Origin of the sequence: Micromonospora sp. DSM 45708, assembly GCF_039566955.1 — a bacterium.
Lineage (GTDB): Bacteria > Actinomycetota > Actinomycetes > Mycobacteriales > Micromonosporaceae > Micromonospora.
The window spans coordinates 493,396-516,554 of sequence record NZ_CP154796.1; the positions used below are offsets into that span (position 1 = coordinate 493,396).

Sequence of the window (23,159 nt, forward strand, 5' to 3'; positions counted from 1 at the left end):
AGTGTGGCGTACGCCTGCGACACAAGGGATTCCGAGCAACCGGCATGACTGTGGAGTGTCAAGCGGCCAGACCCTCGGCCTCCCAGTGCTCGGCCCAGGTCATCGGGTCATCGGTCCAGCGGGACGCGCCTAGCGTCCACGGGTCGAACGTCTTCCTGCCCCGAGGAGCCGAGGCCAGGCGGACCACGCACAGCGCCTCGATCACGGCCCGCCGGATCATCAGCGGCGCGGCATCGAACGCGGCCACCGGGTCATCAGCGGCCAGCACCCCCGAGGCCGCTCCTGGAGCGGTGAGCCGGGCTCGGGCCGCCCTGGCGGCGGCCAGTTCGGCGGACGCCTTCTCGGTCGCCACCTTGTACCGGCGGCCGTCGATCAGCTCGGCGTCGTAGTCCTCCTCGATGCGCCGGACGCGACCCTCCAGGCGGCCGATCTCGGCGTTCAGCCGGGCCACCTCCTCGTTGTCCACCTGGGGGAGGATGTCGCCCAGGTCGGGGCGGGCCAGGCGCGCCCGGACCAACGTGATGACGAACTCGTCCACCTGGGGGCGCGAGCGCATCACGTGCGCGTCGGGGCACCGGTACCGGTGGCCGGAGAAGGAGGAGCACGGCCGGTCACACACAGCGCACCGGAACAGGCCCGCCCCCAGGTGCTTCCGGTCGGTGCCCATCCGGTTGGTGACGCGCCGGGGGTCGGCCAGCCGGGCGGCCACCTGATCGAACACCTCGGGCTCTACCAGCGCGGGCCAGGCCCCGGGCTTCCCCGTGGTCTGCCCCTGGTAGACCGCACGCCCGGCATAGCGGGGGTTGCGGAGGATGCCCTGGACCGTGGAAGCAATCCACCGGCCGCCGTGCCGGGTCGGTACGCCGGTCTCAGTGAGCCACGCCGCGAGGCCCTTCAGGCTGTCCCCGGCCGCGAACCGGGAGAACAGCGTCCGCACGGTGGCGGCCTCGGCCTCGATGACCTCCCCGGCCACCGTGTAGCCGGTCAGCCGTACGCCCAGCGGCGGCCGTCCCTGGTCCGCGCGCTGGGCGGCGGCGGCCCGCTGGCGGTCGGCCTTCTGCTCGATCTCGTGTCGGGCGACGGCCGCGAGCACCGAGGCCGTGAGGCGGCCCGCCGGAGTTGATAGGTCAATGTCAGAACCGCGTACCAGGGCGAGCGTGATCCCGGCGGCCTCCCCGGCCTCCAGGAGCCGGAGCGTGTCCCGGGCGTTGCGGGTGAGCCGGGTCAGGTCCCAGGCGACCACCACGCTGATCTCCCGGCGCTCGATCAGCTCCAGCAAGCGCTCGAAACCGGGCCGCTTTTTCTTCCCGGCGGCGCTCACGTCGTTGTCGCGCAACACCTCGCGGACGGTCCAGGCGCGCCGCTCGATGAGGCCCTGTGCCTCTCCCTCCTGGCGTTCGATCGCCAGGCCCTCCCCGGTGAAGTCGCGGGACTGGCGGAGGTAGAGAGCGGCGTACGTTGCAGTCATGCCGGTTAGTGTTGCACGGTTACGTCAACCGGTGGAGTTCCGCTTCAACGTCTGACTCTGGCCTGTTCCGGTGTTCCCGCAGGGCGAGCCTGTGCTCGGGGCGCGAATTGCCCTGTTGCCGCGCGAGTCATGCCGCGCCGATCAGCAGGTGGCCGGTCGGGGAGTAGTCGATCTTCCAGTCGGTGTAGACGCCAAGGGTGCCATCCTGGGTGCAGCGGAGTCCGACGCTGACCCACCGGACTTCACCATCGGCGCGCAGGGCGAACCCGACGGCGACCTGGAAGGCTTCACCGCCGCACGGGCAGGCGCACTCCTCAGGGTCGGCGTCTTGCCAGTAGTCGGCACTGTCCGCGATCAAGGCGTGGTCGCCGCAGCTCAGGCACCGTGTTTGTGCACACCCGTTCTCGTCGTCGGCGAGGACCGCGAAGGTCTTGCCGCCGCACCGTTGGCAGATCATCTCCTTGACCGGAGTCACCGGGTAGCCGCCGGGCTGGTACTCGCGGAGGTAGCCGGCGAGGTCGGTGAAGTCGTCGCCGCGCCAGAATGTGCCGGTGGTGTCGATGGCCACCGGTGCAGCGTGCCCGATCTGGCTAGTGGTGTCGAGACCGATGTTGGCCATGCGGAGTACGTGAGCAGTCTGCGGTGCGGCGGGTGACGTGGTCCTTGGTGGGTTGGTGGCAGCACGTGCGAGCCGGTCTGAGATCCGCTTCAGCGTCCGACCCCAGCCCGCCGGAATGGCCGGGCCAGTACGGCTGGCGCTGAATTCAGCGATCGCTGTACTGTCGTGGGGTGGAGATCCTGACTCACGGGCATGTGCTGGCCCGGTTCGGCCATGCGTTGTCCGATCCCATCCGAGCGCGGCTGCTCCTGGCGCTGCGGGACGCTCCGGGCTATCCGGCGGAACTGGCCGACCTGCTCGGGACGACTCGCCAGAACCTGTCCAACCACCTTGCCTGCCTGCGCGGCTGTGGTCTGGTCGTGGCGGTGCCCGAGGGGCGGCGGACCCGCTACGAGCTGACCGACGCGCGGCTGGCGCATGCCCTCGGTGACCTGCTGAATCTGGTGCTGACGGTCGACCCGACCATATGCGCGGACGCCGACGAGAAGGGCTGCTGCTGATGTCCGCCCCTCTGCTACAGGTCCGGTCCGGTAGCGGCGCCGCGCGTCGTGCTGCGCTTGCCCGACGGGTGCGGTTCCTGGTGGCGGCGACGATCACCTACAACGTGATCGAGGCGGTGGTGGCGATCACGGCCGGTGCGGCGGCCTCCTCCACCGCCCTCATCGGCTTCGGTCTGGATTCGGTGATCGAGGTTTCCTCGGCGGCGGCGGTGGCGTGGCAGTTCGCCGGCCGTGACCCCGAGGCGCGGGAGAAGGCCGCACTGCGGATCATCGCGGTGTCGTTCTTCGCGCTGGCCGCGTACGTGACCGTGGAGTCGGTGCGAGCGCTGGCCGGCGGCGGAGAGGCCGAACACTCCACCGTCGGCCTGGTCCTGGCCGCCCTGTCACTGCTGATCATGCCGGTGCTGTCCTCCGCGCAGCGGCGGACCGGGCGCGAGTTGGGCTCCCGGTCAGCGGTGGCCGACTCCAAGCAGACCCTGCTCTGCACCTACCTGTCCGCCGTGCTGCTCGTCGGCCTGGGCCTCAACAGCCTCTTCGGCTGGTCCTGGGCCGATCCGCTCGCCGCGCTCGTCATCGCCGTGGTGGCGATCAAGGAGGGGCGAGCGGCATGGCGCGGGGACGCCTGCTGTGCGATGCCGGTCAACGGCTCGGCTCCACCTGCCGGTCAGCGTGACAGCGCCGACACCTGCGCGTGCGAACCCGGCTGTTCCTGCTGCTCCGGCGAGACGAAGTGATCTTCCAACATTACGTGTTCCGCTTCGACGTCTGACCGTGCGGCGGGGCGAGAAGCAACACCCTGTCGATGCGTCCAAGACGCGGGGCCTACCGTTGGCGGTGTGCCGCGCATCGAGCTGACCACTGACGTTCGGGCAGCGCCGGAAGCCGTCTTCGACGCCTGCCTCGACGTTGACACGCACACCGAGTCCATGGGGAACAGCGCCGAACGGGCGGTCGCCGGCGTGACGACCGGCCGGTTGGCGGCCGGCGACACCGTGACGTGGGAAGCGCGGCACTTTGGCCTGCCGTGGCGGATGGCCGTCCGGATCACCCACTATCGACGACCGCACGGCTTCACGGACGAGCAGATCAGCGGCCCGTTCCACCGATGGCACCACGAGCACACGTTCACCCGGAACCCGGCCGACCGCGCGGCGACCGTCATGCGCGACGTCATCGACTTCGCGGCTCCGATGGGCCCCCTCGGTCGCCTGGTGGCCCGCTTGATCCTGCGGCCGTACCTGCGACGCCTCATCGCCCGCCGCAACGCCTATCTCGCGGACACCTTGGCCCGGCCTCAACGCCAAGCTGAGGGGGCGAAGTGAAACCACCTGGCAGGGATCGGGTCAGCTCTTGCGGCCGGGCACCAACCCGGTCAGGTCGATCTTGATCGGGAACGGCAACGAGGTGCGCAGCTCACGCCGATGGATTCCGGTCGGCGCGTACGACCGGGTGGGGCCGTCGATCTCGTACGTGTAGACCACTGGGGAGCCGTCCTCGTCCTCGATGCGCCAGTAGTTCGCGATCCCCGCTTCCGCGTACTTGCGTAGCTTGACGTTGCGGTCCCGGTGCGCCGACTCGGGCGAGACCACCTCGACCACCAGCAGCGTCTCTTCGGGTGTGTAGAAGGTGCGGGACGGGTCGTAGGGCGCCGTTGTGGCAAGAAGATCGGGCTCGGGGCGGTTCCATCGGTCGAGTCGAATCGTGATTTCCCGATCGACCTCGACGCCTGCCGGAGCCTGCTCGGTCAGGGTGATCACCAGTGCGGTGACCATCCGGGCGTGCCAGACCCGCTGAGGGGACATCATGAAGACGAGTGCTCCATCGATGAGTTCGGTGTGACGCGGCGCTTCGGCGAGCTTGTCCAGGTCCTCGGAATACCAGCCTTCGGGGCGAGGTGGCCGCATCCACTCGGGCACCGCAGTCATGGGCCTCACGGTAGCACTCGGTGACGGGCCGACCTGCGCGCTCACACGGTCGGCGCGTTCTTCGAGCAACCCTGTCGGCGGTGCTCTGCGAGAGATCAAGAGCACGCCTCGGGTGCTGGCGACGGCAGATGAGGTGGCGTGGCGTCATGGTGATGCCAAGTTAAGGATGGCTCTTGAGCAGGGTTGATGCAGGAATCAACTCAGGGCGCGTGCCATAGTGGCATCACTGAAGCTTGTCACGGTGCCACTGATGTGCCATAGTAATGCCATGGACTTGACCTCGTATGTGAGCAACCTCGGGCGGGAGTTCGCCACGCTCGCCGAAGCCGGTGGTGAGGAGTCGCGTGCGCTGGTCGAGCGCCTGACCGGGCCGCTGGAGTCGGCGATCCGGATGACGCTGCTGGACGCGCTGTCGGCCGCCGCCGACGAGATCACCCGGGAACTCGCCCCCGGCTCGGTGGAGCTGCGCCTGCGCGGGCGCGACCCGAACTTCGTGGTGACCCCGCCGCCGGCCGAGCCGCAACCGGTGGCCTCCGACCAGGGCACGGCACCGGACAACGACCTGCCGATCAGCGAGGACGGCCCGGTCGCCCGGATCAACGTACGCATGCCGGAGCAGCTCAAGACCGCGGTCGAGGAGGCCGCTGCCGCCGAGGGGCGTTCGGTCAACGCCTGGCTGGTCCGGGCCGCCGCCGCCGGCCTGCCCAGGGGCGACCGGGAGCCGCGTCCCGAGCCGCGCGCCAGCGGGAAGCGGTCCTCGCAGCGCTTCACCGGCTGGGTGCACTGACCGCACCGCTCCACAGAGCTTTTCCTCTCACGTCCCCCTGACCTGCGGGGACGACTCACCGACCCAGGATGTGGGGACAACCATGCCTGTTTTCGACACACCCGAATCGATCTCCGTCACGATGGAACTCGGCGTCGCCGCCGTGCGGATCGCCGCCAGCGACCGCGCCGACACCGTGGTCGAGGTCCGCCCGAGCGACGGCACCGACGAGTCCGACGTCCAGGCCGCCGCACAGGTACGCGTCGAGTTCACCAACGGCACGCTCCACGTGACCGGCCCGCGGCGTGCCTTCGACTTCTCGAAGAAGAGCAGGTCGGTGGACGTCTCCATCGAGTTGCCGAGCGACTCCCGGCTCTCCGCGCACCTGCTGCTGGGCGACGTGCACGCCACCGGACGGCTCGGCGAGGCCCGGGTGAAGACCACCGGCAACGTCCGGCTGGAGCGGACCGGCCCGCTGCGCCTGCACACCGGCGTCGGCCACGTCACCGTCGACGGCGTCACCGGCGACGCGGACATCTCCACCGGCTCCGGCACGGTGCGGGTCGGCGACGTCGAGGGCGCCGTGGCGGTGAAGAACTCCAACGGCGACACCACGATCGACGCGGCCACCGGTGACGTGCGGGTGCGTAATGCCAACGGTGCCATCGAGGTGGCCCGCGCCCGCGCCGGCGTCGACGCGAAGACCTCCAACGGCGGCATCCGGGTCGCCGAGGTGGCGCGCGGCTCGGTGGTGCTCGGCACCGCCATGGGCGACCTGGACATCGGCGTCGCGGCGGGCACCGCCGCGTGGCTGGAGGTCGACACCAGCTTCGGTCAGGTGCACAACCACCTGGAGAGCACCGGGCGGCCCGGCGGCACCGAGGAGACCGTCGAGGTACGCGGCCGGACCTCTTACGGCGACATCACCATCCACCGGTCCTGACGGAGGGCACCATGACCACGTATCAGATCGCCGTGACCGGGCTGCGGAAGTCGTTCGGCGACCACGTCGTGCTCGACGGCGTCGACCTGCGCGTACCCGAAGGCACGGTCTTCTCGCTGCTCGGCGCGAACGGTGCCGGGAAGACCACGATGGTGCGGATCCTGTCCACGCTGCTCGCCGCCGACGGCGGTGAGGTCCGGGTCGCCGGGCACGACCTGGCCCGCGAGCCGGACGCGGTACGCGCCGCGATCGGCGTCACCGGTCAGTTCTCCGCGGTGGACAGGCTGCTCACCGGCGCGGAGAACCTGCGGCTGATGGCGGACCTGCACCATCTCTCCCGCGACGAGGGCCGGCGGCGGGCCGTCCGGCTGCTCGAACGGTTCGACCTGACCGGGGCGGCCGGCAAGCCGGCGTCGACCTACTCGGGGGGCATGCTGCGGCGACTCGACCTGGCGATGACGCTGGTCGGCGATCCCCGCGTGATCTTCCTGGACGAGCCGACCACCGGGCTGGACCCGCGCAGCCGCCGGGACATGTGGCAGATCGTGCGCGAGCTGGTGGCCGGCGGCGTGACCATCTTCCTGACCACGCAGTACCTGGCGGAGGCGGACGAGCTGGCCGACCGGATCGCGGTGCTCGACCACGGTCGGGTGGTCGCCGAGGGGACCGCCGAGGAGCTGAAGCGCCGCATTCCGGGCGGACACGTCCGGCTGCGGTTCGCCGAACCGGCGGGCCTCGACGCGGCGGTACGCGTGCTCGACCGGGCCACGCGCGACGACACGCTCACCCTGCGGGTGCCCGGCGACGGCAGTCTGCGTTCGCTGCGGGCGCTGATCGGCCGGCTCGACGACGGTGGCGTCGAGGTCGACGAGTTGTCCGTGCACACCCCCGACCTCGACGACGTCTTCCTCGCCCTCACCGGCAGGCCCACCGACATCCTGGCCGGCAGGCCCACCGACACCCGCACCGACCAGCCCACCGACGGGAAGGTGAGCACGCGATGAGCGTCTCCACCCACGCCGATCTCAGGTTCCACCCGCTGCGCGACTCGGTGACGATGCTGCGCCGCAACCTCCGGCGCATGCTGCGCTACCCGTCGATGACCGTGATGCTCGTCGGGATGCCCGTGGTCTTCCTGCTGCTCTTCGTCTACGTGCTCGGCGGCACGCTGGGCGCCGGGATAGTCGGGTCGACGTCCGGCGGCGGCGCGCGGGCCGCGTACGCCAACTACGTGGCGCCGGCGATCATCCTGATGACGGTGGCGGCCACGGTCCAGGGGACCGCCATCTCGATCGCGATGGACATGACCGAGGGCATCATCGCCCGGTTCCGCACCATGCACATCGCCCGCGTCTCCGTGCTGACCGGCCACGTCCTCGGCAGCATGATCCAGGCGGCGGTCAGCCTGGCCGTGGTGATCGGCGTGGCGCTGCTGGTCGGCTTCCGCCCCACCGCCGGGCCGGCCGGCTGGCTGGGCGCGGTCGGCCTGCTCGCGGCGGTGACGTTCGCGCTGGTCTGGCTGGCCGTCGCGCTCGGTCAGGTCAGCGAGAGCGTGGAGACCGCGAGCAACCTGCCGATGCCGCTGATCCTGCTGCCGTTCCTCGGCAGCGGTTTCGTGCCCACCGACTCGATGCCGGCCGGGCTGCGCTGGTTCGCCGAGTACCAGCCGTTCACCCCGATCATCGAGAGCCTGCGCGGCCTGCTGATGGGCACGCCGATCGGGAACGACGGCTGGGTCGCGCTCGGCTGGTGCGCCGCCATCGCGCTGGGTGGGTACCTCTGGTCGAGACGGCTGTTCAACCGCGAGTCCCGGTAGCTTCCCGGCGCTCGGCCCCCGGTCCGCGTCAGCGGATCCGGGGGCTGCGGCGTTCGATGAGCGTGACGTCCCGCCAGACGCCGTGGTGACGGCCGATCCGCTCCCGGGTGCCGACCACCCGGAACCCGCGGGCCGCGTGCAGCGCCAGGCTGGCGGTGTTCTCCGGGAACACGCCGGACTGGATGGTCCAGACGCCGGCGGCCTCGGTGGAGTCGATCAGCGCGTCCAGCAGCAGCCGGCCGACGCCACGCCCCCGCGCGTCGGGGTGCACGTAGACGGAGTGCTCGACCACGCCGGCGTAGACGCAGCGGTCGGAGACCGCCGAGCAGGCCACCCAGCCGAGCAGCCGTCCGCCCGCGTCGAGCGCCACCCACCGGTGGTCGGGCAACCGGCCGGCGGTGAACCGGGGCCAGCCGGGCGGCTCGGTCTCGAACGTGGCGTGGCCCTCGGCGATGCCGAGGCGGTAGATCTGCAGGACGGCATCGGCGTGCGCGTCGTCCATCGCGGTAACGGTGACGGTCATCGGCCCTCCCGGCCGGTCAGCCTAACCGGGCCGGCCGAGGACCGGGACCAGCGTCCCGGCCTCGGCGCGTCCGCTACCCGAGCCGGTAGACGGAGATGTGCGTACGGCTGTCCGCGTCGAACGGCGTGCGGTCCCAGTCGGCGTACCGCTCGGCGAGGTGGAGCCCGGCCCGCTCCGCCATCTCGTCGATCTGCTCCGGCCAGGCGTAGCGCATGGCGAACGGCCTCAGGTGCACGCCCTCGGCGTCGAACGTGATGGTCTGCCGCACGAACGTCTGCGCCGCCCGGTCGTACTGGTGCATCCGGATGGTGGCCGAGTCCTCGGTCACCTCCCGGACCTGGACCTGCTCGTCGCGGTCGAAGTCGGCCCGGTCGGGCACGAACGTCTCGATGACGAAGGCCCCGCCGGGGGCCAGCACCCGCGCGACGTTGCGGAAGCACGCCGCCTGGCGCTCCGCGTCGACCAGGTTGAACAGCGTGTTGAAGACCAGGAACACCAGACGGTACGGCCCGGACACCGGGACGTCCGCCATGTCGCCGATGGTGACCGGCATGTGCTCGCCGCCCGGCTTGGCGCGTAGCTGCGCGACCATCTCCGGGGACGCCTCGACGCCCTCCACGGCGAGGCCGCGCGCCGCCAGCGGCAGGGCCACCCGGCCGGTGCCGACGGCCAGCTCGAGCACTGGGCCGCCCTCGGCGAGCGGGGTGAGGAAGTCGACGGCCGGGAGGGGATCGGGGTTGCCGGGGCCGTCGTAGGTGGCGGCCCAGAGCCGTCCGAAGTGGCCGGGATCATCGAAGACGGACATTGCGCCAGCAGACCAGTCGCGGTCCCGGCACCACAACCGGATTACCGGCGGTCAGCCCGCCCGCAGGGCGTCGTCCACTCCGGTCTCCCGGCGGCCGAGGTGCACCGGGTCCCGGCCGGAGAGCACGTCCACCGCGGCCTTCACGCTGGCGCCGTACTCCCGGGCGCTGCTGATCCGCCACTGCTGGGCGTACCGGCGGGCGGTGTCGTCGCCCACGCCGTTGGCCGCCACACCGAGGTGCCGGCAGAGCGCCACCGCGCGGGGCAGGTGGAACGCCTGGGTGACCACTGTGGCCCGCCGCACGCCGAAGATCCGCCGGGCCCGGGCGCACGAGTCGTAGGTGTCGAAGCCGGCGTGGTCGAGCACCACCTTCTCCGCCGGCACGCCCCGGTCGACCAGCCAGCGCCGCATCGCGTCCGGCTCGTCGTAGTCCCAGTTCATGTGGTCGCCGGAGACCAGGACCACCTTGACCTTGCCGGCCGCGAACAACTGCCGGGCGATCTCCAGCCGGGCGGCCAGGAACGGCGAGGGCGCGCCGTCGGGCTCCACCTTGGCGCCGAGCACCAGGGCCACCGGCGCGTCCGGCACGTCGGCGGCGGTGAACACGTGCCCGTCGGCGTCGCCACGGACCCAGGCCACGCTGGCCGCGGTCACCACGGCCAGCAGCACCGCGCCGGCGGCGCCGACCAGGATGAGTCGACGGAGCAGGCGTACGGCCCGCCGGTGCCCGTCGCGCCAGGTGCGCCAGCGCGCCGTCAGCCCCCGCATGGCGGCGATTGTGCCAGGCCGCTCAGGAGATGTGGTGCAGGATGACGTTGTGCACGTGGTGGCTCTTCTCCGCGCCCCGGAACTCCACCTCGTAGGTGTGCGTGCCGACGTGCACGGCGATCGCCCCGGTGGAGAAGAACGAGCCGCCCCAGGACTTGTTGCTCACCACGCTCACGCTGGTGATCTTCGAGTACGGGATGCTCGTGATGGCGTACCGCTTGCCGACGAACGAGCGGTCCTGGACGATCACCCGCCGGTCGGTCAGGCCGATGAAGCCGGTGCCGGTGCCGATCGCGTCGTAGACGGCGATGATCTGCTCACCGGGCAGCAGGCCGCTCTGGATCTGCTGGAACTGTTCCTTGCGGTCGTACGTCGGGCCAGACATGCCTTCGACGGTAGGGCAGGCGCGCCAGCGCTCAGGGCGCGGTGACCGCCCGGACCGCGTCCTCGATGCGCGCCGCGAGCAGCACCTCACCCTCGGTGAGCGGCTCGCCGTCGTCGTGCCCCAGCCTGATCCGGGTCCGCCCGGCCTGGCGACTGATCTCGGGGCGCAGCCGGAGCGCGTCGGCGACCACCGCCACCCGCTCGGTGAGCGCGGCGTGTTGGGTGTCGTCCAGGGTGAGCATGCGGCTGAGCTGCTCGCCCTCGCGCGTCCACCCGGACAGCAGGGCGAGCGCGTCGCTGAGGTAGTCGTGCTTCGCCCGGCTGCTGAAGAGCACGCGCATCACCGCACCTCCCAGGCGTCGTTGCCGGCTTGTGGCCAAATCGTCGCCATCCCGTGTCCCAGTCGACGCCCTCTAGTCTGTCGTTGCGCAGATGGTGTGTCCACGCCCACACTTCCGTCTTCTGCTGGCCTGATGGCCGACTCAGCTACCCAAACCGCCGATTGATCTGGCACGCTGGTGGCCCGTGCGGACCGAACGGTTTAGCGGAAACGGGCAGGCCGACCGGCGTGAGCCGAGGGTGGTCGTCGGAGCGGCCATCATCGTGGCCGGCCGGGTCCTGGCCTGCGAGCGCGCCGCGCCGCCCGAGGTGGCGGGGCGGTGGGAGTTCCCCGGCGGCAAGGTCGAGCCGGGGGAGACCGAACCCGACGCGCTGGCCCGGGAGTGCGCCGAGGAGCTGGGCGTCCGGGTCGAGGTCGGCGCACGGGTCGGGCGGGACGTCCGGATGGCGCACGGTCGCTCCGTCCTGCGGGTCTACGCGGCCCGCCTGCTCCACGGCGACCAGCCGAGCGCGCTGGAGCACGCCGAGCTGCGCTGGCTCTCCGCGGCCGAGCTGGACACCGTCGAGTGGCTGCCGGCCGACGTGCCGATCGTGCCCGCGCTGCGTCCGCTGCTCGCCGGCTTCTGAGCCGCGCCCGTCGGCTTCCGCGCCGCGCCGCGCGCGCCCGCCGCGTTCGGGATCACGCGCGATGGGCCCACCGTGTTCGGAACCGCGCCGCGCCCGCCCGCCGAACCGGACAGCCGGTCGGAAACGGGACGGGGGCCGGCGGCGTGTGCCGCTGGCCCCCGTCATCGTCGCGCCGCTGGTCAGTGCTTCGGCTCGTCCTGCTGCGGGTGGGCGAAGTTGAGGTGCTCCGGCGGCAGCGGGAACTCCACGTCGTCACCGAACGGCGACGGCGCGGCGGCCCGGTCGAAGGTCAGCTCGGTCAGCGGCAGCTTGCCGTTGGCGTCGACCGCCGGGGCCGTCGGGTGCGGCACCTCACGCTGCCAGTTGACGCCCTGCTGGGCCTGGCGCTCGGCGCCGCTGTCGTGCGAGCCGCCGGCGTGCGAGTGCACCCCGGGGTGGGCCGCGCCGGTGGTCACCGCACCGCTGGAATGCCCGCTGGTCGCGCTGGTCTGAGGCACCTGACCCCTCCGGAAGATCTTGTTACCGAGCCACACAAGGGGATCGTACCTGCGGTCCACGACCCGTTCCTTCATGGGGATGATCCCGTTGTCGGTGATCTTGATGTGCTCGGGGCAGACCTCGGTGCAGCACTTCGTGATGTTGCAGAAACCGAGCCCCATCTCGGACTGCGCGTACTCCTTGCGGTCGGTACGCGTGTCGAGCGGGTGCATGTCCAGCTCGGAGGCCCGGATGAAGAACCGGGGACCGGAGAACGCCGGCTTGTTCTCGTCGTGGTCGCGGATCACGTGGCAGACGTTCTGGCACAGGAAGCACTCGATGCACTTGCGGAACTCCTGCGAGCGCTCGACGTCGACCTGCTGCATCCGGTAGTCGCCGGGTGCCACGTCGGCCGGCGGCGCGAACGCCGGGGTTTCCCGGGCCTTCTCGTAGTTGAAGGAGACGTCGGTGACCAGGTCCCGGATCACCGGGAAGGTCCGCAGCGGCGTGACCGTGACGGTCTCCGCCTCCTCGAACGTCGACATCCGCGTCATGCAGCCCAGCCGCGGCTTGCCGTTGATCTCCATCGAGCAGGAGCCGCACTTGCCGGCCTTGCAGTTCCACCGGCACGCCAGATCCGGCGCCTCGGTGGCCTGGAGCCGGTGGATGACGTCGAGGACGACCTCGCCCTCGTTCACCTCGACCGCGTAGTCCTGGAGGTCGCCGCCGGTCTCGTCACCCCGCCAGATGCGGAACTGTCGCTTGCTTCCCATCAGCGCTCCTCCTCGGTGCGGGCGTCGAACTCGGCGAGCTCCTCGTCGGTGAGATATTTCGACAGCTCGGCCCGGTCGAACAGCCCGATCAGCTCCGGCCGCATCCTCGGCAGCGGCTTGTGGGTCAGCCGGACCGCGTCGCCGTCGAGCGAGCAGACCAGGTTGACCCGCCGCCACTTCGGGTCCATCGCCGGGTAGTCCTCCCGGGTGTGCCCGCCGCGCGACTCCTGCCGCTCCAGCGCCGCCTTCGCGGTGCACTCCGAGACCACCAGCATGTTGCGCAGGTCGAGCGCCAGATGCCAGCCCGGGTTGTAGCGCCGGCCGCCGACCGCGCTCACCTTCGCCACCCGCTCCCGCAGCTCGGCCAGCCGACCGAGCGCGTCGGCCAGTTCGCCCTCGCGCCGGATGATGCCGACCAGGTCGCCCATCACCACCTGGAGGTCCTGCTGGAGCTGGTAGGGGCTCTCCCCGGTGTCGCGCTGCAACGGCGCCAGCGCCGTCTCCACCGCGGCCTCCACCGCCGCCACCGACACCGCCGGGCGGGCGGTGAGCTGGTCGGCGTACGTCGCGGCGTGCCCGCCCGCCCGCTTGCCGAAGACCAGCAGGTCGGACAGGGAGTTGCCGCCGAGCCGGTTGGAGCCGTGCATGCCGCCGGAGACCTCACCGGCGGCGAAGAGCCCACGCACCGTGCCGGCCGCCGCGCCGGAATCCGGGTCCACCTCCACGCCACCCATCACGTAGTGGCAGGTCGGACCGACCTCCATCGGCTCCTTCGTGATGTCGACGTCGGCCAGTTCCTTGAACTGGTGGTACATCGACGGCAGTCGGCGACGGATCTCCTCCGCCGACCGGCGGGAGGCGATGTCCAGGTAGACGCCGCCGGCCGGCGTACCCCGACCGGCCTTGACCTCGCTGTTGATCGCGCGGGCGACCTCGTCGCGGGGCAGCAGCTCCGGCGGACGCCGGTTGTTGTCCGGGTCGGTGTACCAGCGGTCCGCCTCGGCCTCGTTGTCCGCGTACTGCTTGCGGAACACGTCCGGGACGTAGTCGAACATGAACCGCTTGCCGTCGGAGTTCTTCAGCACGCCGCCGTCGCCGCGCACCGACTCGGTGACCAGGATGCCCTTCACCGAGGGCGGCCAGACCATGCCGGTCGGGTGGAACTGGAGGAACTCCATGTTGATCAGCGTGGCCCCGGCGCGCAGCGCCAGCGCGTGGCCGTCCCCGGTGTACTCCCAGGAGTTCGAGGTGACCTTGTAGGACCGGCCGACGCCGCCGGTGGCCAGCACCACGGCCGGCGCCTCGAAGAGGATGAACTCGCCGGACTCCCGGTAGTAGCCGAACGCCCCGGCCACCCGGTCGCCGTCCAGCAGCAGCTCCGTGATCGTGGTCTCGGAGAACACCCGGATCCGCGCGTCGTAGCTGCCGAGCTCGCGCTTGTCCTCCTGCTGGAGGGAGACGATCTTCTGCTGGAGCGTGCGGATCAGCTCCAGGCCGGTCCGGTCGCCGACGTGCGCCAGGCGCGGGTACTCGTGGCCGCCGAAGTTGCGCTGCGAGATCTTGCCGTCCTTGGTGCGGTCGAAGAGCGCACCGTACGTCTCCAGCTCCCAGATCCGCTGCGGTGACTCCTTGGCGTGCAGCTCGGCCATCCGGAAGTTGTTGAGGAACTTGCCGCCGCGCATGGTGTCCCGGAAGTGCACCTGCCAGTTGTCCCGCGAGTTCACGTTGCCCATGGCCGCCGCGGCGCCGCCCTCGGCCATCACCGTGTGCGCCTTGCCGAACAGCGACTTCGAGATGATCGCGGTCTTCTTGCCGGCCAGCCGGGCCTCGATCGCCGCGCGCAGGCCGGCGCCGCCGGCCCCGATCACGACGACGTCGTAGTGGTGTCGTTCGATTCGCGTTTCAGTCATGTCAGGGGCCCTCAGTTGATGAACCGCAGGTCGTTGAACCAGCCGGCGGCGATCGCCATCACGTAGAAGTCGGTGAACGCCAGGGTGCCCAGCGTGATCCAGGCGAGCTGCATGTGCCGGACGTTCAGCCAGGACACTCCGGTCCACGCCTTGTAGCGCACCGGATGCTTGGAGAAGTGCTTGAGCCGGCCGCCGATGATGTGCCGGCAGGAGTGGCAGGAGATCGTGTACGCCCAGAGCATCACCACGTTGACCAGCAGGACGACGTTGCCCAGGCCGAAGCCGAAGCCCTCGGGGGAGTGGAAGGCGAGGACGGCGTCCCAGGTGTTGATCAGCGAGATGATCGCGGCGGCGTAGAAGAAGTAGCGGTGCAGGTTTTGCCCGAGCAGCGGGAACCGCGTCTCCCCGCTGTACGTCTGGTGCCCGTCCGGCACGGCGCAGGCCGGCGGCGACAGCCAGAACGACCGGTAGTACGCCTTGCGGTAGTAGTAGCAGGTGAGCCGGAACAGCAGCAGGAACGGCAGGGTCAGCGCCGCGTCCGGGATGATCCACCAGCCGGGCAGGAAGCTGCCGAAGTGCGAGGAGCCCTCGACGCACCGCTCGGTCACGCAGGGGGAGTAGAACGGGGTCAGGTAGTGGTATTGGTCCACCCAGTACCACTTGTGCATGAAGACCCGGACGGTCGCGTAGATGACCCAGGCACTGAGCCCGACCACGGTGATCAGTGGGGCGAGCCACCAGCGGTCGGTCCGCAACGTCTTCGCCGCGATGGCGGCTCGTGCCCGCGCTCCCCGCGGCCTCGTCGCCGTTGATGTCATTCGAGTCATCTCCCTGACGTCACTGTCACGTCCTGCGCACGCGTGAGACCACGCCGGTGAACCGGCGCGGCTAAGTGACACACGTTACGCCGATCTTCACGGCCCGGCCGCGCAACGCAGTGTCCCGTGTGTCCCGCTGGTTGGAAAGACCCGAGTCATGATCAATATGCGTGGCGTGGCGAGCGGCGCGCCCACCGGTCACCGGCGTGGGCCGACCGGTCAGCCGGACGCCCCGCCGGTGAAGTTCCACGAGGACAGCCGTGCCGCCGGCGCCTCCCACCAGGAGCCGTCGGACCGGTCCGGCTGCCGGTCCGGCCGCCGGCCCAGGCCGAGCACCCGGCCCGGCCCCAACGCACGCGGGTAGGACTCGGTGAACCGGAAGTCGCGCACCGCCCGCACCGGTACGCCGTCCTCGACGAGCCAGACGCCGTTACGCGTCAGGCCGGTGACGACCAGTTGCTTCGGGTCCAGCACCCGCGTGTACCAGAAGTCGCTGACCAGCAGCCCGCGTCGCACGCCGGCCACCAGGACCGCCGTGTCCGGGTCGCCCACCGCCCCGGTCACCCCCGCGCCCACCGTCCCGGCCGGACCGTCGACGGTCGCGCCCGGGTCGGCGCCCGCCGGCAGCAGGCGGATGTTGCTGGGGATCGGGCCGAACGTCGACCCGCCGGCCATGCCGTGCCCGGTGGACCCGGTGCCCGCCGCGGCGCCGCTGCGCCGGTCGTGCGCCACCGCCCCGGTGGTGCCGGCCCGCACCAGAGTGAGCGCCCGCCGGGGCGTGCCCTCCAGGTCGAACGGCAGCGTCGAGGCGTGCAGCGGATCGTCGACAAGCGTCACCGCCGGGTCGAACTGGGCCGCGCCCGGCTCGGCGAAGGACTGGCGTTCGGCGTGCCGCTTGCCGTTGAAGCCGAACCAGGCGAGGTTCTGGAGCAGGTCGGCCACGGCGGCCGGTTCGAGCACCACCTCGTAGTGCCCCGGCGGCAGCTCCACCGGGTCGGCCGCGGCCCGCGCCTTGGCCGCGGCGCGGGCGCCGAGCGCGGCGCCGTCCAGGTCGGCCAGGCGGTCCGCGCAGTGGCGGGCCACCCCGTCCGCGCCGCCGGCACGGGCGATGCCGTCCAGCGCCGCCTCGGCGGCCCGGCCCACCACCGAGTGCCCGGCCGAGTTGGCGAACGCGCCGGACCGGTACGCCGTGCGGCAGTAGCCGGCCGCCTCCAACCCCTCGACCGCGTCCACGAACGCGCGGACCCGGGCGGCCCGCTCGTCGGGCGACGCGAACGCGGTGGCCTCGTCGACGGCCGGACCGGCCGGCACCGGCGTCGGCGCGGTGAGGCCCGGCCAGGCCGGGTCGGGCGGGGCGAGCCGGGCCGCCGCCCGGGTGCGGTCGACCAGCGCGGCCAGCCCGTCGGCGTCGACCCGGTTGCCGCCGCCCGCGGCGGTCCGGCCGTCGACGTGCAGCCGCAGCCGCACCGCGGTGCCCGTCTCGGCCACGTTCTGGTGGATGAACGAGTTGGCGAACCGGGTCAGCGCCAGATCGGACCGGGTCACCAGCACCTCGGCCTCGGCGCCCGGCCCGGCCGCGCGCCGGACCAACTCCACCACCCGGGCCGCGAGGTCCCGCTCGTCGCTCATGCCCGCACCCCCACCCGGACGCCGCGGAACCGGGCCGGTGCGGCCGGATGGCCGGTGTGCCCGACCTGGCCCGGCTGCCCCTTGCCGCAGTTGGGTGTGCCCCACGCGACGGTCTCGGAGGAGAGCATGTCCATCGAACGCCAGAAGACCGGCCCGATGCCGGTGTAGGTGGGGTTGCGCAGCATCCGCCCCCGTCGGCCGTTGCGCACCTCCCAGCCGACCTCGCAGCCGAACTGGAAGTTGAGCCGCTTGTCGTCGATCGACCAGGAGCGGTTGACGTCCATCAGCACCCCGTCGTCGGTGGCCGCGATGATCTCGTCGAGTGTGTGCGGGCCCGGTTCCAGGCCCACGTTCGTCATCCGCACCATCGGCAGCCGGGCCCAGCCGTCGGCGCGTACGCTGCCGCCGTAGTCCAGGCCGGCGACGGCGGCCGAGTCCCGGCCGGCGAGCACCCCGACCCACCGCCCCTCGCGGACCGCGTCCCGCCGGACCGCCGGTGAGCCCTCGTCGTCGAAGCCGAAGCTGCCCAGCGCGCCCGGGATGGTCGGGTCGATGGTCACGTTCATCAGCTCGGAGCCGTAGCGCAGCGAGCCGAGGCGGGTCAGGTCGAGCCAGGACGTGCCGGCGAACGCCGCCTCCCAGCCGAGGATGCGGTCCAGCTCGATCGCGTGCCCGACCGACTCGTGGATCTGCAACGCGAGCTGCTCGCCGCCGAGGATCAGGTCGGTCTCGCCGGCCGGGCACTCCGGCGCGCTGAGCAGCTCGCGGGACTCCTCGGCGATCCGGGCGGCGTGCGCGGCCAGGTCGAGCGCGGTGACCAGCTCCCAGCCGGTGGTGCCGTACTGCCCGCGGTAGCTCGGGTAGGACCGTCGCTGCGTCTCGCCGTCACCGATCGAGGTGGCGGAGATGCCGCCGCCGCACTCCCGGATGTGCTGGTCGATCCGGTGGCCCTCGCTGGAGACGAACCACTTCGTGGTGTCCCAGACCTGGTAGAGCCCCTCGGCCAGGTCGGCGCCGTGCTCCCGCATCGTCGCGGTGGCGCCGACCAGCAGGTCGCCCTTGTCCGACAGCGGCACCCCGAGCGGGTCGACCGCGCACTCCGAGGCCCAGCTCGCCACCGCCGCCCCGACCGGCACCAGGTCGATCGGTGGGCCGGGGACCCGCGCGCTCGCGGCGGCGATCGCCGCGGCGCGCCGGCCGGCGTCGCGGGCCGCGGCGTCGGACAACTCGGGTACGGCGTGGAAGCCCCAGCCGGAGCCGACCAGCGCGCGCACCCCCAGGCCGATGCTCTCGTGCTGGGCCAGCTCCTCGATGTCGCCGTTGCGCGCCGACATCGACTCGTAGCGGCGGTGCATCACCCGGGCGTCCGCGTAGCGGGCTCCCGCGTCGAGGGCGGCCTGCACGGCGGCGGTCGCCGCATCGAATCCCATGCGCCCGACCCTAGGCGAGCGCACCGACATCCGTCAGGGGACGAGATCCTCCGGCCGGATCGTCGCCCGGACGGGCTCGGTCAACGCCAGGAGTTCCCGGGGCCTGGTCACGGACACCTCCCGGTGGTGCCGCCCCTGCCGCCGGTAGAGGTGCAGCGTGCCGCTCTCCTGCCCGACCAGCAGGTACCACTCGATGTCGGCAGCGGCGTAGTAGTGCATCTTGAGCACCTTGTCGGTCGCCGCGTTGCCCGGTCAGATGACCTCGCACACGAGCCGCACGTCCCGCGCCTCGATCATCGGTTCGTCGGAGTCGATCGGCTCGGTGACGACCAGGTCGGGAATGGGTATCCGGCACGATGACGCCCAGTCGCGTCGGTGAATGTCCCAGGTGAGGGCTGTTCAGGTCGGAAACCCAGTCGTTACGCTCTGGCCGCTGACAGACCGCTCGATGTAGCTTATTTTCGCCTCCAGAGGTTTCCTGTAGGTTCTCTTCACCATCGAGGGGGAGGCGGTCATGGGCAGGTCGGAAACGGTGCCGTCCGGGAAGCCGGACCGCCCCGAGGTGCCGGAACAGCGCTCCGGCGAAGCGCCCTATCTCCAGGTCAGGGACCTGCGGGTGCGGTTCGACACCGAGGACGGTGTGGTCAGGGCCGTGGATGGGGTGTCGTTCGCCGTTGAGCGGGGTCGGACGTTGGGGATCGTGGGGGAGTCCGGTTCGGGTAAGAGCGTCACGTCGTTGGCGGTCCTGGGGCTGCACGATGCGCGGCGGGCCACCATCTCGGGGGAGATCTGGGTGGGTGGGCGTCAGCTTGTCGGCCTTGCGGAGGAGCAGGTGCGGCGGCTGCGGGGCCGGGACATGGCGATGATCTTTCAGGATCCGTTGTCGGCGTTGCATCCCTACTTCACGATCGGTAGGCAGATCGCGGAGGCGTATCGGGTGCATCATCCGGGGGCCGGCCGTCGGGAGGCGCGGGCGCGGGCGGTGGACATGTTGGGTCGGGTGGGGATTCCGCAGCCGGGTCGGCGGTTCGAGCAGTACCCGCACGAGTTTTCCGGTGGGATGCGGCAGCGGGCGATGATCGCGATGGCGTTGGTCAACGATCCGGATCTGCTGATCGCCGACGAGCCGACGACGGCGTTGGACGTGACGGTGCAGGCGCAGATCCTGGATCTGTTGGCGGATCTTCAGGAGGAGTTCCGGTCGGCGATCGTGTTGATCACCCACGATCTGGGTGTGGTGTCGCAGGTGGCTGATGACGTTCTCGTCATGTATGGGGGGCGGGCGGTCGAGCAGGGTGGTGTGGCGCGGGTGTTGCGGTCGCCGCAGCATCCGTACACGTGGGGTCTGTTGTCGAGTGTGCCGTCGTTGCGCGGTGACGCGGACGCGGACCTGGTGCCGATCCCGGGTAACCCGCCGAGCCTGATCCATCTTCCGTCGGGGTGCGCGTTTCATCCGCGCTGCCGCTACGCCGACGACCGGTCCCGCGCGGAGGTGCCCGAGTTGCGTGACGCCGGTCAGGCGGGGCATCGGGTGGCCTGCCACCTGCCGGCCGACGAGCGGACCCGCATCTACCAGCAGGACGTCGCGCAGGTGGGGGTGGCCCGATGAGTGTCGAGACCGAGCCGTTGCTTCGGGTGCGCGGGTTGAGCAAGCACTTCCCGGTACGGCAGGGGCTGCGGGGGAAGGCGGTGGTGCGGGCGGTCGACGGGTTGGACTTCGACGTGCGTGCGGGGGAGACGCTCGGCCTGGTCGGGGAGTCGGGGTGTGGGAAGACCACGACCGGGCGGATGCTGGTGCGGCTGCTGGAGCCCACCGCCGGGTCGATCACGTTCGCCGGTCGGGACATCACCCACGCCGGCCGCCGTGACCTGCGCGGCCTGCGGCAGGACCTCCAGATCATCTTCCAGGACCCGTACGCGTCGTTGAACCCCCGGCACACCGTCGGGCGGATCGTGGCGATGCCGTTGCAGGTCAACGGGATCACCCCACCCGGCGGCGTGAAGAAACGCGTGCAGGAGTTGCTGGAGCTGGTCGGACTGAACCCCGAGCACTACAACCGCTACCCGCACGAGTTCTCCGGCGGCCAACGCCAACGCGTCGGCATCGCCCGTGCCCTGGCGCTCAAACCGAAACTGATCGTCGCCGACGAACCCGTCTCCGCCCTCGACGTCTCCATCCAGGCACAGGTCATCAACCTGCTGCGCGGCCTGCAACGCGACCTGGACCTGGCGTTCGTGTTCATCGCCCACGACCTGGCGGTGATCCGTCACTTCTCCCACCGCGTCGCCGTCATGTACCTCGGCACCATCGTCGAGATCGGTGACCGGGACGCCATCTACACCCGGCCGCAGCACCCCTACACCCGGGCGCTGCTCTCCGCCATCCCCGACGTCACCACCCTCGGCCCCGCCGGCCGCATCCGCCTCACCGGCGACGTCCCCACCCCCCTCGACCCACCCTCGGGCTGCCGCTTCCGCACCCGCTGCTGGAAAGCCACCGACCGCTGCGCCACCGAGCAACCCGCACTGACCACCCGCGACGGCGGCACCCAACTCACCGCCTGCCACTACCCGGAGGCGGGTCCGGTGGCGGTCGGCGTCGCCGACGCCGCAGACGCGCAGGAGGTGACGGAATGAGTCTGTCCCCGGTCGAGGGCGTGGCCCTCGCCGAGATCGAGACGCCCGCCGACGGCGGTGCGCGGCGGGACGAGGAGTTCGTCGGCCGCTCGCCGGGCCAGTTGGCCCTGGCGCGGCTGCGCCGCGACCGGACCGCCCTGCTCAGCGGCGGTCTGCTCGTCTTCTTCGTGCTGGTCGCGCTGGCCGTGCCACTGATCGAGGCGCTGTACGGCGTGGGCCCGAAAGAGCAGTTCCAGAGCCGGCTCGACGGCTACGGCATGCCGCTGGGCTACGCCGGCGGGGTCACCGGCGAGCACTGGTTCGGGCTGGAGCCCGGCCTGGGTCGGGACATCTTCATCCGGATGGTGCACGGGCTGCGGACGTCGTTGTTCATCGCGTTCGTCGCCGCCGTGCTGACCGCCGTCATCGGTGTCATGTTGGGCACGCTCGCCGGTTACCTCGGTGGCTGGCTGGACACGGTGATCAACTGGATCACGGACCTGACGCTGGCCATGCCGTTCCTGATCATCGCGCTGGCGTTGATGCCGACCGTCGCGTTGCGCTTCTACGGCCAGCGGGAGGCCGTGCCGGCGTACTTCCAGATCGGGGTGCTCATCGCGATCTTCGCGTTGTTCGGCTGGACCAGCACGGCCCGGCTGGTCCGGGGCCAGATCATCGCACTGCGCGAGCGTGAGTTCGTGGAGGCGGCGCGCGCCAGCGGCGCCGGGCTGGGGCACATGCTGTTCCGCCAGTTGCTGCCGAACGTCTGGGCGCCGATCCTGGTCGCCTTCTCGCTGGCGGTCCCGCAGTACATCACCAGCGAGGCGGCGCTGTCGTTCATCGGCGTCGGGCTGACGGACGAGACGCCGAGCTTCGGGCGGATGATCTACCGCAGCCTCGACTACCTCCAGACCGACCCGGCATACGTCTTCTTCCCCGGCATCACGATCTTCGCGCTCGTGTTCGCCTTCAACCTCTTCGGCGACGCGCTGCGCGACGCGCTCGACCCGAAGTCGTCCCGGTAGGAGGCCGACCCATGACGCGTTTCCTCATCCGCCGGCTGTTCTCGGCCGCGCTCACGCTCTTCGCGGTCAGCGTGCTCAGCTTCCTGATGTTCTTCGCCCTGCCACGTGACCCGGTCACCGGCATGTGCCCGAAGAACTGCAACCCGGAGCGGCTGGAGCGGGTCCGCCAGGAGTTGGGCCTGCGCGACCCGTTGATCAGCCAGTACGCCGGCTACATGAAGGGCATCGTCACCGGGCGGGACCTGGGCAGCGCCCAGGGTGGCCGGTGCGACGCGCCCTGCCTCGGCTGGTCGTACGTCTCCAACGAGGCGGTCTCGGACACCATCGCCCGGGTCCTTCCGGTGACGCTGAGCATCGTCATCCCGGCGGCGATCCTGTGGCTGCTGCTCGGCGTCGGCCTGGGCATGCTCTCGGCGCTGCGCCGGGGTAGCTGGCTGGACCGGGCGGCGATCGGCTTCTCGCTGACCGGCGCCTCGTTGCAGCTCTACTTCGTCGGCGCGGTGCTGCTCATCGTGTTCGTCTACAACCTGCGGCTGCTGCCGGTGCCGAGCTACACCTCGTTGTTCGACGATCCGCTGAAGTGGAGCAGTGGGTTGGTGCTGGCCTGGGTGGCGCTGGCCTTCCTCTTCTCCGCCATCTACGCCCGGCTGTCCCGGGCACAGATGCTGGAGACGCTGTCCGAGGACTTCGTCCGCACGGCCCGGGCCAAGGGCCTGGCCAAACGGACGGTCTACGGGCGGCACGCGCTACGCGCCGCGATCACGCCGGTGGTGACCATCGCCGGCCTGGACGTCGGCGGCGCGCTGGGCGGCACCGTGATCACCGAGACGACGTTCGGGCTCAACGGGATGGGCCGGACGGCGGTGGACGCGGTCCGCGCCGGTGACCTGCCGACCATCATGGCGACCGTGCTGATCGCGGCGGTCTTCGTGGTGCTGGCCAACGTGGTGGTGGACCTGCTCTACGCGGTGATCGATCCCCGGGTGCGGCTCGGCTGA

The 23,159-nt window shown here is 71.2% G+C and carries 26 protein-coding genes; 12 read left to right on the forward strand and 14 right to left on the reverse strand.

What is annotated here, in order from left to right; genetic code table 11:
- Positions 1-58 precede the first annotated feature (58 nt).
- Together VKK44_RS02470 and VKK44_RS02475 are read right to left on the reverse strand one after the other, a co-directional pair.
- Positions 59-1,468: a recombinase family protein gene (locus VKK44_RS02470; protein ID WP_343445225.1), complete on the reverse strand. Its 1,410-nt coding sequence runs from the start codon at positions 1,466-1,468 to the stop codon at positions 59-61.
- 127 nt (positions 1,469-1,595) lie between these two features.
- Positions 1,596-2,087: a hypothetical protein gene (locus tag VKK44_RS02475; protein WP_343445226.1), complete on the reverse strand. Its 492-nt coding sequence runs from the start codon at positions 2,085-2,087 to the stop codon at positions 1,596-1,598.
- 170 nt (positions 2,088-2,257) lie between these two features.
- Between VKK44_RS02475 and VKK44_RS02480 the strand changes: the two genes are divergently transcribed.
- The 3 genes from VKK44_RS02480 (at position 2,258) to VKK44_RS02490 (ending at position 3,909) form a co-directional block, all read left to right on the forward strand.
- Positions 2,258-2,587, forward strand: a complete 330-nt coding sequence (locus VKK44_RS02480) for an ArsR/SmtB family transcription factor (protein ID WP_343445227.1) — start codon at positions 2,258-2,260, stop codon at positions 2,585-2,587.
- Entirely contained in the window at positions 2,587-3,321 is a 735-nt protein-coding gene (locus tag VKK44_RS02485) for a cation transporter (RefSeq protein WP_343445228.1), read from the forward strand. Before VKK44_RS02480 ends, VKK44_RS02485 begins: the two co-directional genes overlap by 1 nt.
- 102 nt (positions 3,322-3,423) lie before the next feature.
- Positions 3,424-3,909 (forward strand): SRPBCC family protein, encoded by a 486-nt coding sequence (locus tag VKK44_RS02490; protein ID WP_343445229.1) that lies wholly within the window; start codon positions 3,424-3,426, stop codon positions 3,907-3,909.
- Positions 3,910-3,930: 21 nt separating this feature from the next.
- On the opposite strand, the gene VKK44_RS02495 is transcribed toward VKK44_RS02490, so the two are convergent.
- On the reverse strand, positions 3,931-4,512 hold the full coding sequence (locus VKK44_RS02495) for a Uma2 family endonuclease (RefSeq protein ID WP_343445230.1): 582 nt from the start codon (positions 4,510-4,512) through the stop codon (positions 3,931-3,933).
- A gap of 268 nt (positions 4,513-4,780) precedes the next feature.
- Between VKK44_RS02495 and VKK44_RS02500 the strand changes: the two genes are divergently transcribed.
- The 4 genes from VKK44_RS02500 (at position 4,781) to VKK44_RS02515 (ending at position 8,037) form a co-directional block, all read left to right on the forward strand.
- Positions 4,781-5,299 carry an Arc family DNA-binding protein gene (locus VKK44_RS02500; RefSeq protein WP_343445231.1) on the forward strand — a complete coding sequence of 173 codons (519 nt, stop codon included), beginning with the start codon at positions 4,781-4,783 and terminating at the stop codon, positions 5,297-5,299.
- A gap of 82 nt (positions 5,300-5,381) precedes the next feature.
- Positions 5,382-6,221: a DUF4097 family beta strand repeat-containing protein gene (locus VKK44_RS02505; protein ID WP_343445232.1), complete on the forward strand. Its 840-nt coding sequence runs from the start codon at positions 5,382-5,384 to the stop codon at positions 6,219-6,221.
- Positions 6,222-6,232: 11 nt separating this feature from the next.
- The gene (locus VKK44_RS02510; RefSeq protein WP_343445233.1) at positions 6,233-7,225 is read left to right on the forward strand and encodes an ATP-binding cassette domain-containing protein; all 993 of its coding nucleotides are present in this window, start codon (positions 6,233-6,235) and stop codon (positions 7,223-7,225) included.
- Positions 7,222-8,037: an ABC transporter permease gene (locus VKK44_RS02515; protein ID WP_343445234.1), complete on the forward strand. Its 816-nt coding sequence runs from the start codon at positions 7,222-7,224 to the stop codon at positions 8,035-8,037. The genes VKK44_RS02510 and VKK44_RS02515 overlap by 4 nt, the downstream gene beginning before the upstream one ends.
- A gap of 28 nt (positions 8,038-8,065) precedes the next feature.
- Here the strand turns inward: VKK44_RS02515 and VKK44_RS02520 are convergent, their stop codons facing one another.
- The 5 genes from VKK44_RS02520 to VKK44_RS02540 form a co-directional block, all read right to left on the reverse strand.
- Entirely contained in the window at positions 8,066-8,560 is a 495-nt protein-coding gene (locus tag VKK44_RS02520) for a GNAT family N-acetyltransferase (protein ID WP_343445235.1), read from the reverse strand.
- A gap of 73 nt (positions 8,561-8,633) precedes the next feature.
- Complete coding sequence (locus VKK44_RS02525; protein ID WP_343445236.1) at positions 8,634-9,365, reverse strand: class I SAM-dependent methyltransferase; 732 nt, start codon at positions 9,363-9,365, stop codon at positions 8,634-8,636.
- A gap of 51 nt (positions 9,366-9,416) precedes the next feature.
- A complete protein-coding gene (locus VKK44_RS02530; protein ID WP_343445237.1) occupies positions 9,417-10,133 on the reverse strand; it encodes a SanA/YdcF family protein in 717 nt (238 codons plus the stop codon).
- A 22-nt stretch (positions 10,134-10,155) separates the two neighbouring features.
- Positions 10,156-10,518, reverse strand: a complete 363-nt coding sequence (locus VKK44_RS02535; protein ID WP_089155136.1) for a PH domain-containing protein — start codon at positions 10,516-10,518, stop codon at positions 10,156-10,158.
- A gap of 31 nt (positions 10,519-10,549) precedes the next feature.
- Complete coding sequence (locus VKK44_RS02540) at positions 10,550-10,858, reverse strand: 4a-hydroxytetrahydrobiopterin dehydratase (RefSeq protein ID WP_343445238.1); 309 nt, start codon at positions 10,856-10,858, stop codon at positions 10,550-10,552.
- A 184-nt stretch (positions 10,859-11,042) separates the two neighbouring features.
- On the opposite strand from VKK44_RS02540, the gene VKK44_RS02545 reads away from it, so the two are divergent.
- A complete protein-coding gene (locus VKK44_RS02545; RefSeq protein ID WP_343445239.1) occupies positions 11,043-11,483 on the forward strand; it encodes a (deoxy)nucleoside triphosphate pyrophosphohydrolase in 441 nt (146 codons plus the stop codon).
- Positions 11,484-11,662: 179 nt separating this feature from the next.
- On the opposite strand, the gene VKK44_RS02550 is transcribed toward VKK44_RS02545, so the two are convergent.
- The 6 genes from VKK44_RS02550 to VKK44_RS02575 all read right to left on the reverse strand — a co-directional run bounded on the left by VKK44_RS02550 (position 11,663) and on the right by VKK44_RS02575 (position 18,739).
- Positions 11,663-12,733, reverse strand: coding sequence for a succinate dehydrogenase/fumarate reductase iron-sulfur subunit (locus VKK44_RS02550; RefSeq protein ID WP_343445240.1), 1,071 nt, complete (start codon positions 12,731-12,733; stop codon positions 11,663-11,665).
- Positions 12,733-14,643, reverse strand: coding sequence for a fumarate reductase/succinate dehydrogenase flavoprotein subunit (locus VKK44_RS02555; RefSeq protein ID WP_343445241.1), 1,911 nt, complete (start codon positions 14,641-14,643; stop codon positions 12,733-12,735). The genes VKK44_RS02550 and VKK44_RS02555 overlap by 1 nt, the downstream gene beginning before the upstream one ends.
- Before the next feature lie 11 nt (positions 14,644-14,654).
- Positions 14,655-15,461, reverse strand: coding sequence for a hypothetical protein (locus VKK44_RS02560; protein WP_343445242.1), 807 nt, complete (start codon positions 15,459-15,461; stop codon positions 14,655-14,657).
- A 219-nt stretch (positions 15,462-15,680) separates the two neighbouring features.
- A complete protein-coding gene (locus VKK44_RS02565; RefSeq protein ID WP_343445243.1) occupies positions 15,681-17,090 on the reverse strand; it encodes a TldD/PmbA family protein in 1,410 nt (469 codons plus the stop codon).
- Positions 17,087-18,520: a TldD/PmbA family protein gene (locus VKK44_RS02570; protein ID WP_343445244.1), complete on the reverse strand. Its 1,434-nt coding sequence runs from the start codon at positions 18,518-18,520 to the stop codon at positions 17,087-17,089. The genes VKK44_RS02565 and VKK44_RS02570 overlap by 4 nt, the downstream gene beginning before the upstream one ends.
- A 33-nt stretch (positions 18,521-18,553) precedes the next feature.
- Positions 18,554-18,739, reverse strand: a complete 186-nt coding sequence (locus tag VKK44_RS02575) for a hypothetical protein (protein WP_343445245.1) — start codon at positions 18,737-18,739, stop codon at positions 18,554-18,556.
- Between the two features lie 295 nt (positions 18,740-19,034).
- On the opposite strand from VKK44_RS02575, the gene VKK44_RS02580 reads away from it, so the two are divergent.
- The 4 genes from VKK44_RS02580 to VKK44_RS02595 are packed head-to-tail and all read left to right on the forward strand — an operon-like array spanning position 19,035 to position 23,159.
- Positions 19,035-20,129 carry an ABC transporter ATP-binding protein gene (locus VKK44_RS02580; protein ID WP_343445246.1) on the forward strand — a complete coding sequence of 365 codons (1,095 nt, stop codon included), beginning with the start codon at positions 19,035-19,037 and terminating at the stop codon, positions 20,127-20,129.
- Positions 20,126-21,157: an ABC transporter ATP-binding protein gene (locus tag VKK44_RS02585; RefSeq protein WP_343445247.1), complete on the forward strand. Its 1,032-nt coding sequence runs from the start codon at positions 20,126-20,128 to the stop codon at positions 21,155-21,157. The genes VKK44_RS02580 and VKK44_RS02585 overlap by 4 nt, the downstream gene beginning before the upstream one ends.
- Positions 21,154-22,161, forward strand: a complete 1,008-nt coding sequence (locus tag VKK44_RS02590) for an ABC transporter permease (RefSeq protein WP_343445248.1) — start codon at positions 21,154-21,156, stop codon at positions 22,159-22,161. Before VKK44_RS02585 ends, VKK44_RS02590 begins: the two co-directional genes overlap by 4 nt.
- Before the next feature lie 11 nt (positions 22,162-22,172).
- Complete coding sequence (locus tag VKK44_RS02595; protein ID WP_343445249.1) at positions 22,173-23,159, forward strand: ABC transporter permease; 987 nt, start codon at positions 22,173-22,175, stop codon at positions 23,157-23,159.

What these genes read in the sequence shown, in the direction of transcription:
- VKK44_RS02570 (WP_343445244.1), bottom strand. Translation starts at nt 18,520, where the DNA reads ATGGGATTCGATGCGGCGACCGCCGCCGTGCAGGCCGCCCTCGACGCG.
- VKK44_RS02565 (WP_343445243.1), bottom strand. Translation starts at nt 17,090, where the DNA reads ATGAGCGACGAGCGGGACCTCGCGGCCCGGGTGGTGGAGTTGGTCCGG.
- VKK44_RS02530 (WP_343445237.1), bottom strand. Translation starts at nt 10,133, where the DNA reads ATGCGGGGGCTGACGGCGCGCTGGCGCACCTGGCGCGACGGGCACCGG.
- VKK44_RS02580 (WP_343445246.1), top strand. Translation starts at nt 19,035, where the DNA reads ATGGGCAGGTCGGAAACGGTGCCGTCCGGGAAGCCGGACCGCCCCGAG.
- VKK44_RS02560 (WP_343445242.1), bottom strand. Translation starts at nt 15,461, where the DNA reads ATGACATCAACGGCGACGAGGCCGCGGGGAGCGCGGGCACGAGCCGCC.
- VKK44_RS02485 (WP_343445228.1), top strand. Translation starts at nt 2,587, where the DNA reads ATGTCCGCCCCTCTGCTACAGGTCCGGTCCGGTAGCGGCGCCGCGCGT.
- VKK44_RS02505 (WP_343445232.1), top strand. Translation starts at nt 5,382, where the DNA reads ATGCCTGTTTTCGACACACCCGAATCGATCTCCGTCACGATGGAACTC.
- VKK44_RS02550 (WP_343445240.1), bottom strand. Translation starts at nt 12,733, where the DNA reads ATGGGAAGCAAGCGACAGTTCCGCATCTGGCGGGGTGACGAGACCGGC.
- VKK44_RS02525 (WP_343445236.1), bottom strand. Translation starts at nt 9,365, where the DNA reads ATGTCCGTCTTCGATGATCCCGGCCACTTCGGACGGCTCTGGGCCGCC.
- VKK44_RS02540 (WP_343445238.1), bottom strand. Translation starts at nt 10,858, where the DNA reads ATGCGCGTGCTCTTCAGCAGCCGGGCGAAGCACGACTACCTCAGCGAC.
- VKK44_RS02520 (WP_343445235.1), bottom strand. Translation starts at nt 8,560, where the DNA reads ATGACCGTCACCGTTACCGCGATGGACGACGCGCACGCCGATGCCGTC.
- VKK44_RS02535 (WP_089155136.1), bottom strand. Translation starts at nt 10,518, where the DNA reads ATGTCTGGCCCGACGTACGACCGCAAGGAACAGTTCCAGCAGATCCAG.
- VKK44_RS02515 (WP_343445234.1), top strand. Translation starts at nt 7,222, where the DNA reads ATGAGCGTCTCCACCCACGCCGATCTCAGGTTCCACCCGCTGCGCGAC.
- VKK44_RS02585 (WP_343445247.1), top strand. Translation starts at nt 20,126, where the DNA reads ATGAGTGTCGAGACCGAGCCGTTGCTTCGGGTGCGCGGGTTGAGCAAG.
- VKK44_RS02500 (WP_343445231.1), top strand. Translation starts at nt 4,781, where the DNA reads ATGGACTTGACCTCGTATGTGAGCAACCTCGGGCGGGAGTTCGCCACG.
- VKK44_RS02470 (WP_343445225.1), bottom strand. Translation starts at nt 1,468, where the DNA reads ATGACTGCAACGTACGCCGCTCTCTACCTCCGCCAGTCCCGCGACTTC.
- VKK44_RS02510 (WP_343445233.1), top strand. Translation starts at nt 6,233, where the DNA reads ATGACCACGTATCAGATCGCCGTGACCGGGCTGCGGAAGTCGTTCGGC.
- VKK44_RS02590 (WP_343445248.1), top strand. Translation starts at nt 21,154, where the DNA reads ATGAGTCTGTCCCCGGTCGAGGGCGTGGCCCTCGCCGAGATCGAGACG.
- VKK44_RS02475 (WP_343445226.1), bottom strand. Translation starts at nt 2,087, where the DNA reads ATGGCCAACATCGGTCTCGACACCACTAGCCAGATCGGGCACGCTGCA.
- VKK44_RS02575 (WP_343445245.1), bottom strand. Translation starts at nt 18,739, where the DNA reads ATGCACTACTACGCCGCTGCCGACATCGAGTGGTACCTGCTGGTCGGG.
- VKK44_RS02595 (WP_343445249.1), top strand. Translation starts at nt 22,173, where the DNA reads ATGACGCGTTTCCTCATCCGCCGGCTGTTCTCGGCCGCGCTCACGCTC.
- VKK44_RS02495 (WP_343445230.1), bottom strand. Translation starts at nt 4,512, where the DNA reads ATGACTGCGGTGCCCGAGTGGATGCGGCCACCTCGCCCCGAAGGCTGG.
- VKK44_RS02555 (WP_343445241.1), bottom strand. Translation starts at nt 14,643, where the DNA reads ATGACTGAAACGCGAATCGAACGACACCACTACGACGTCGTCGTGATC.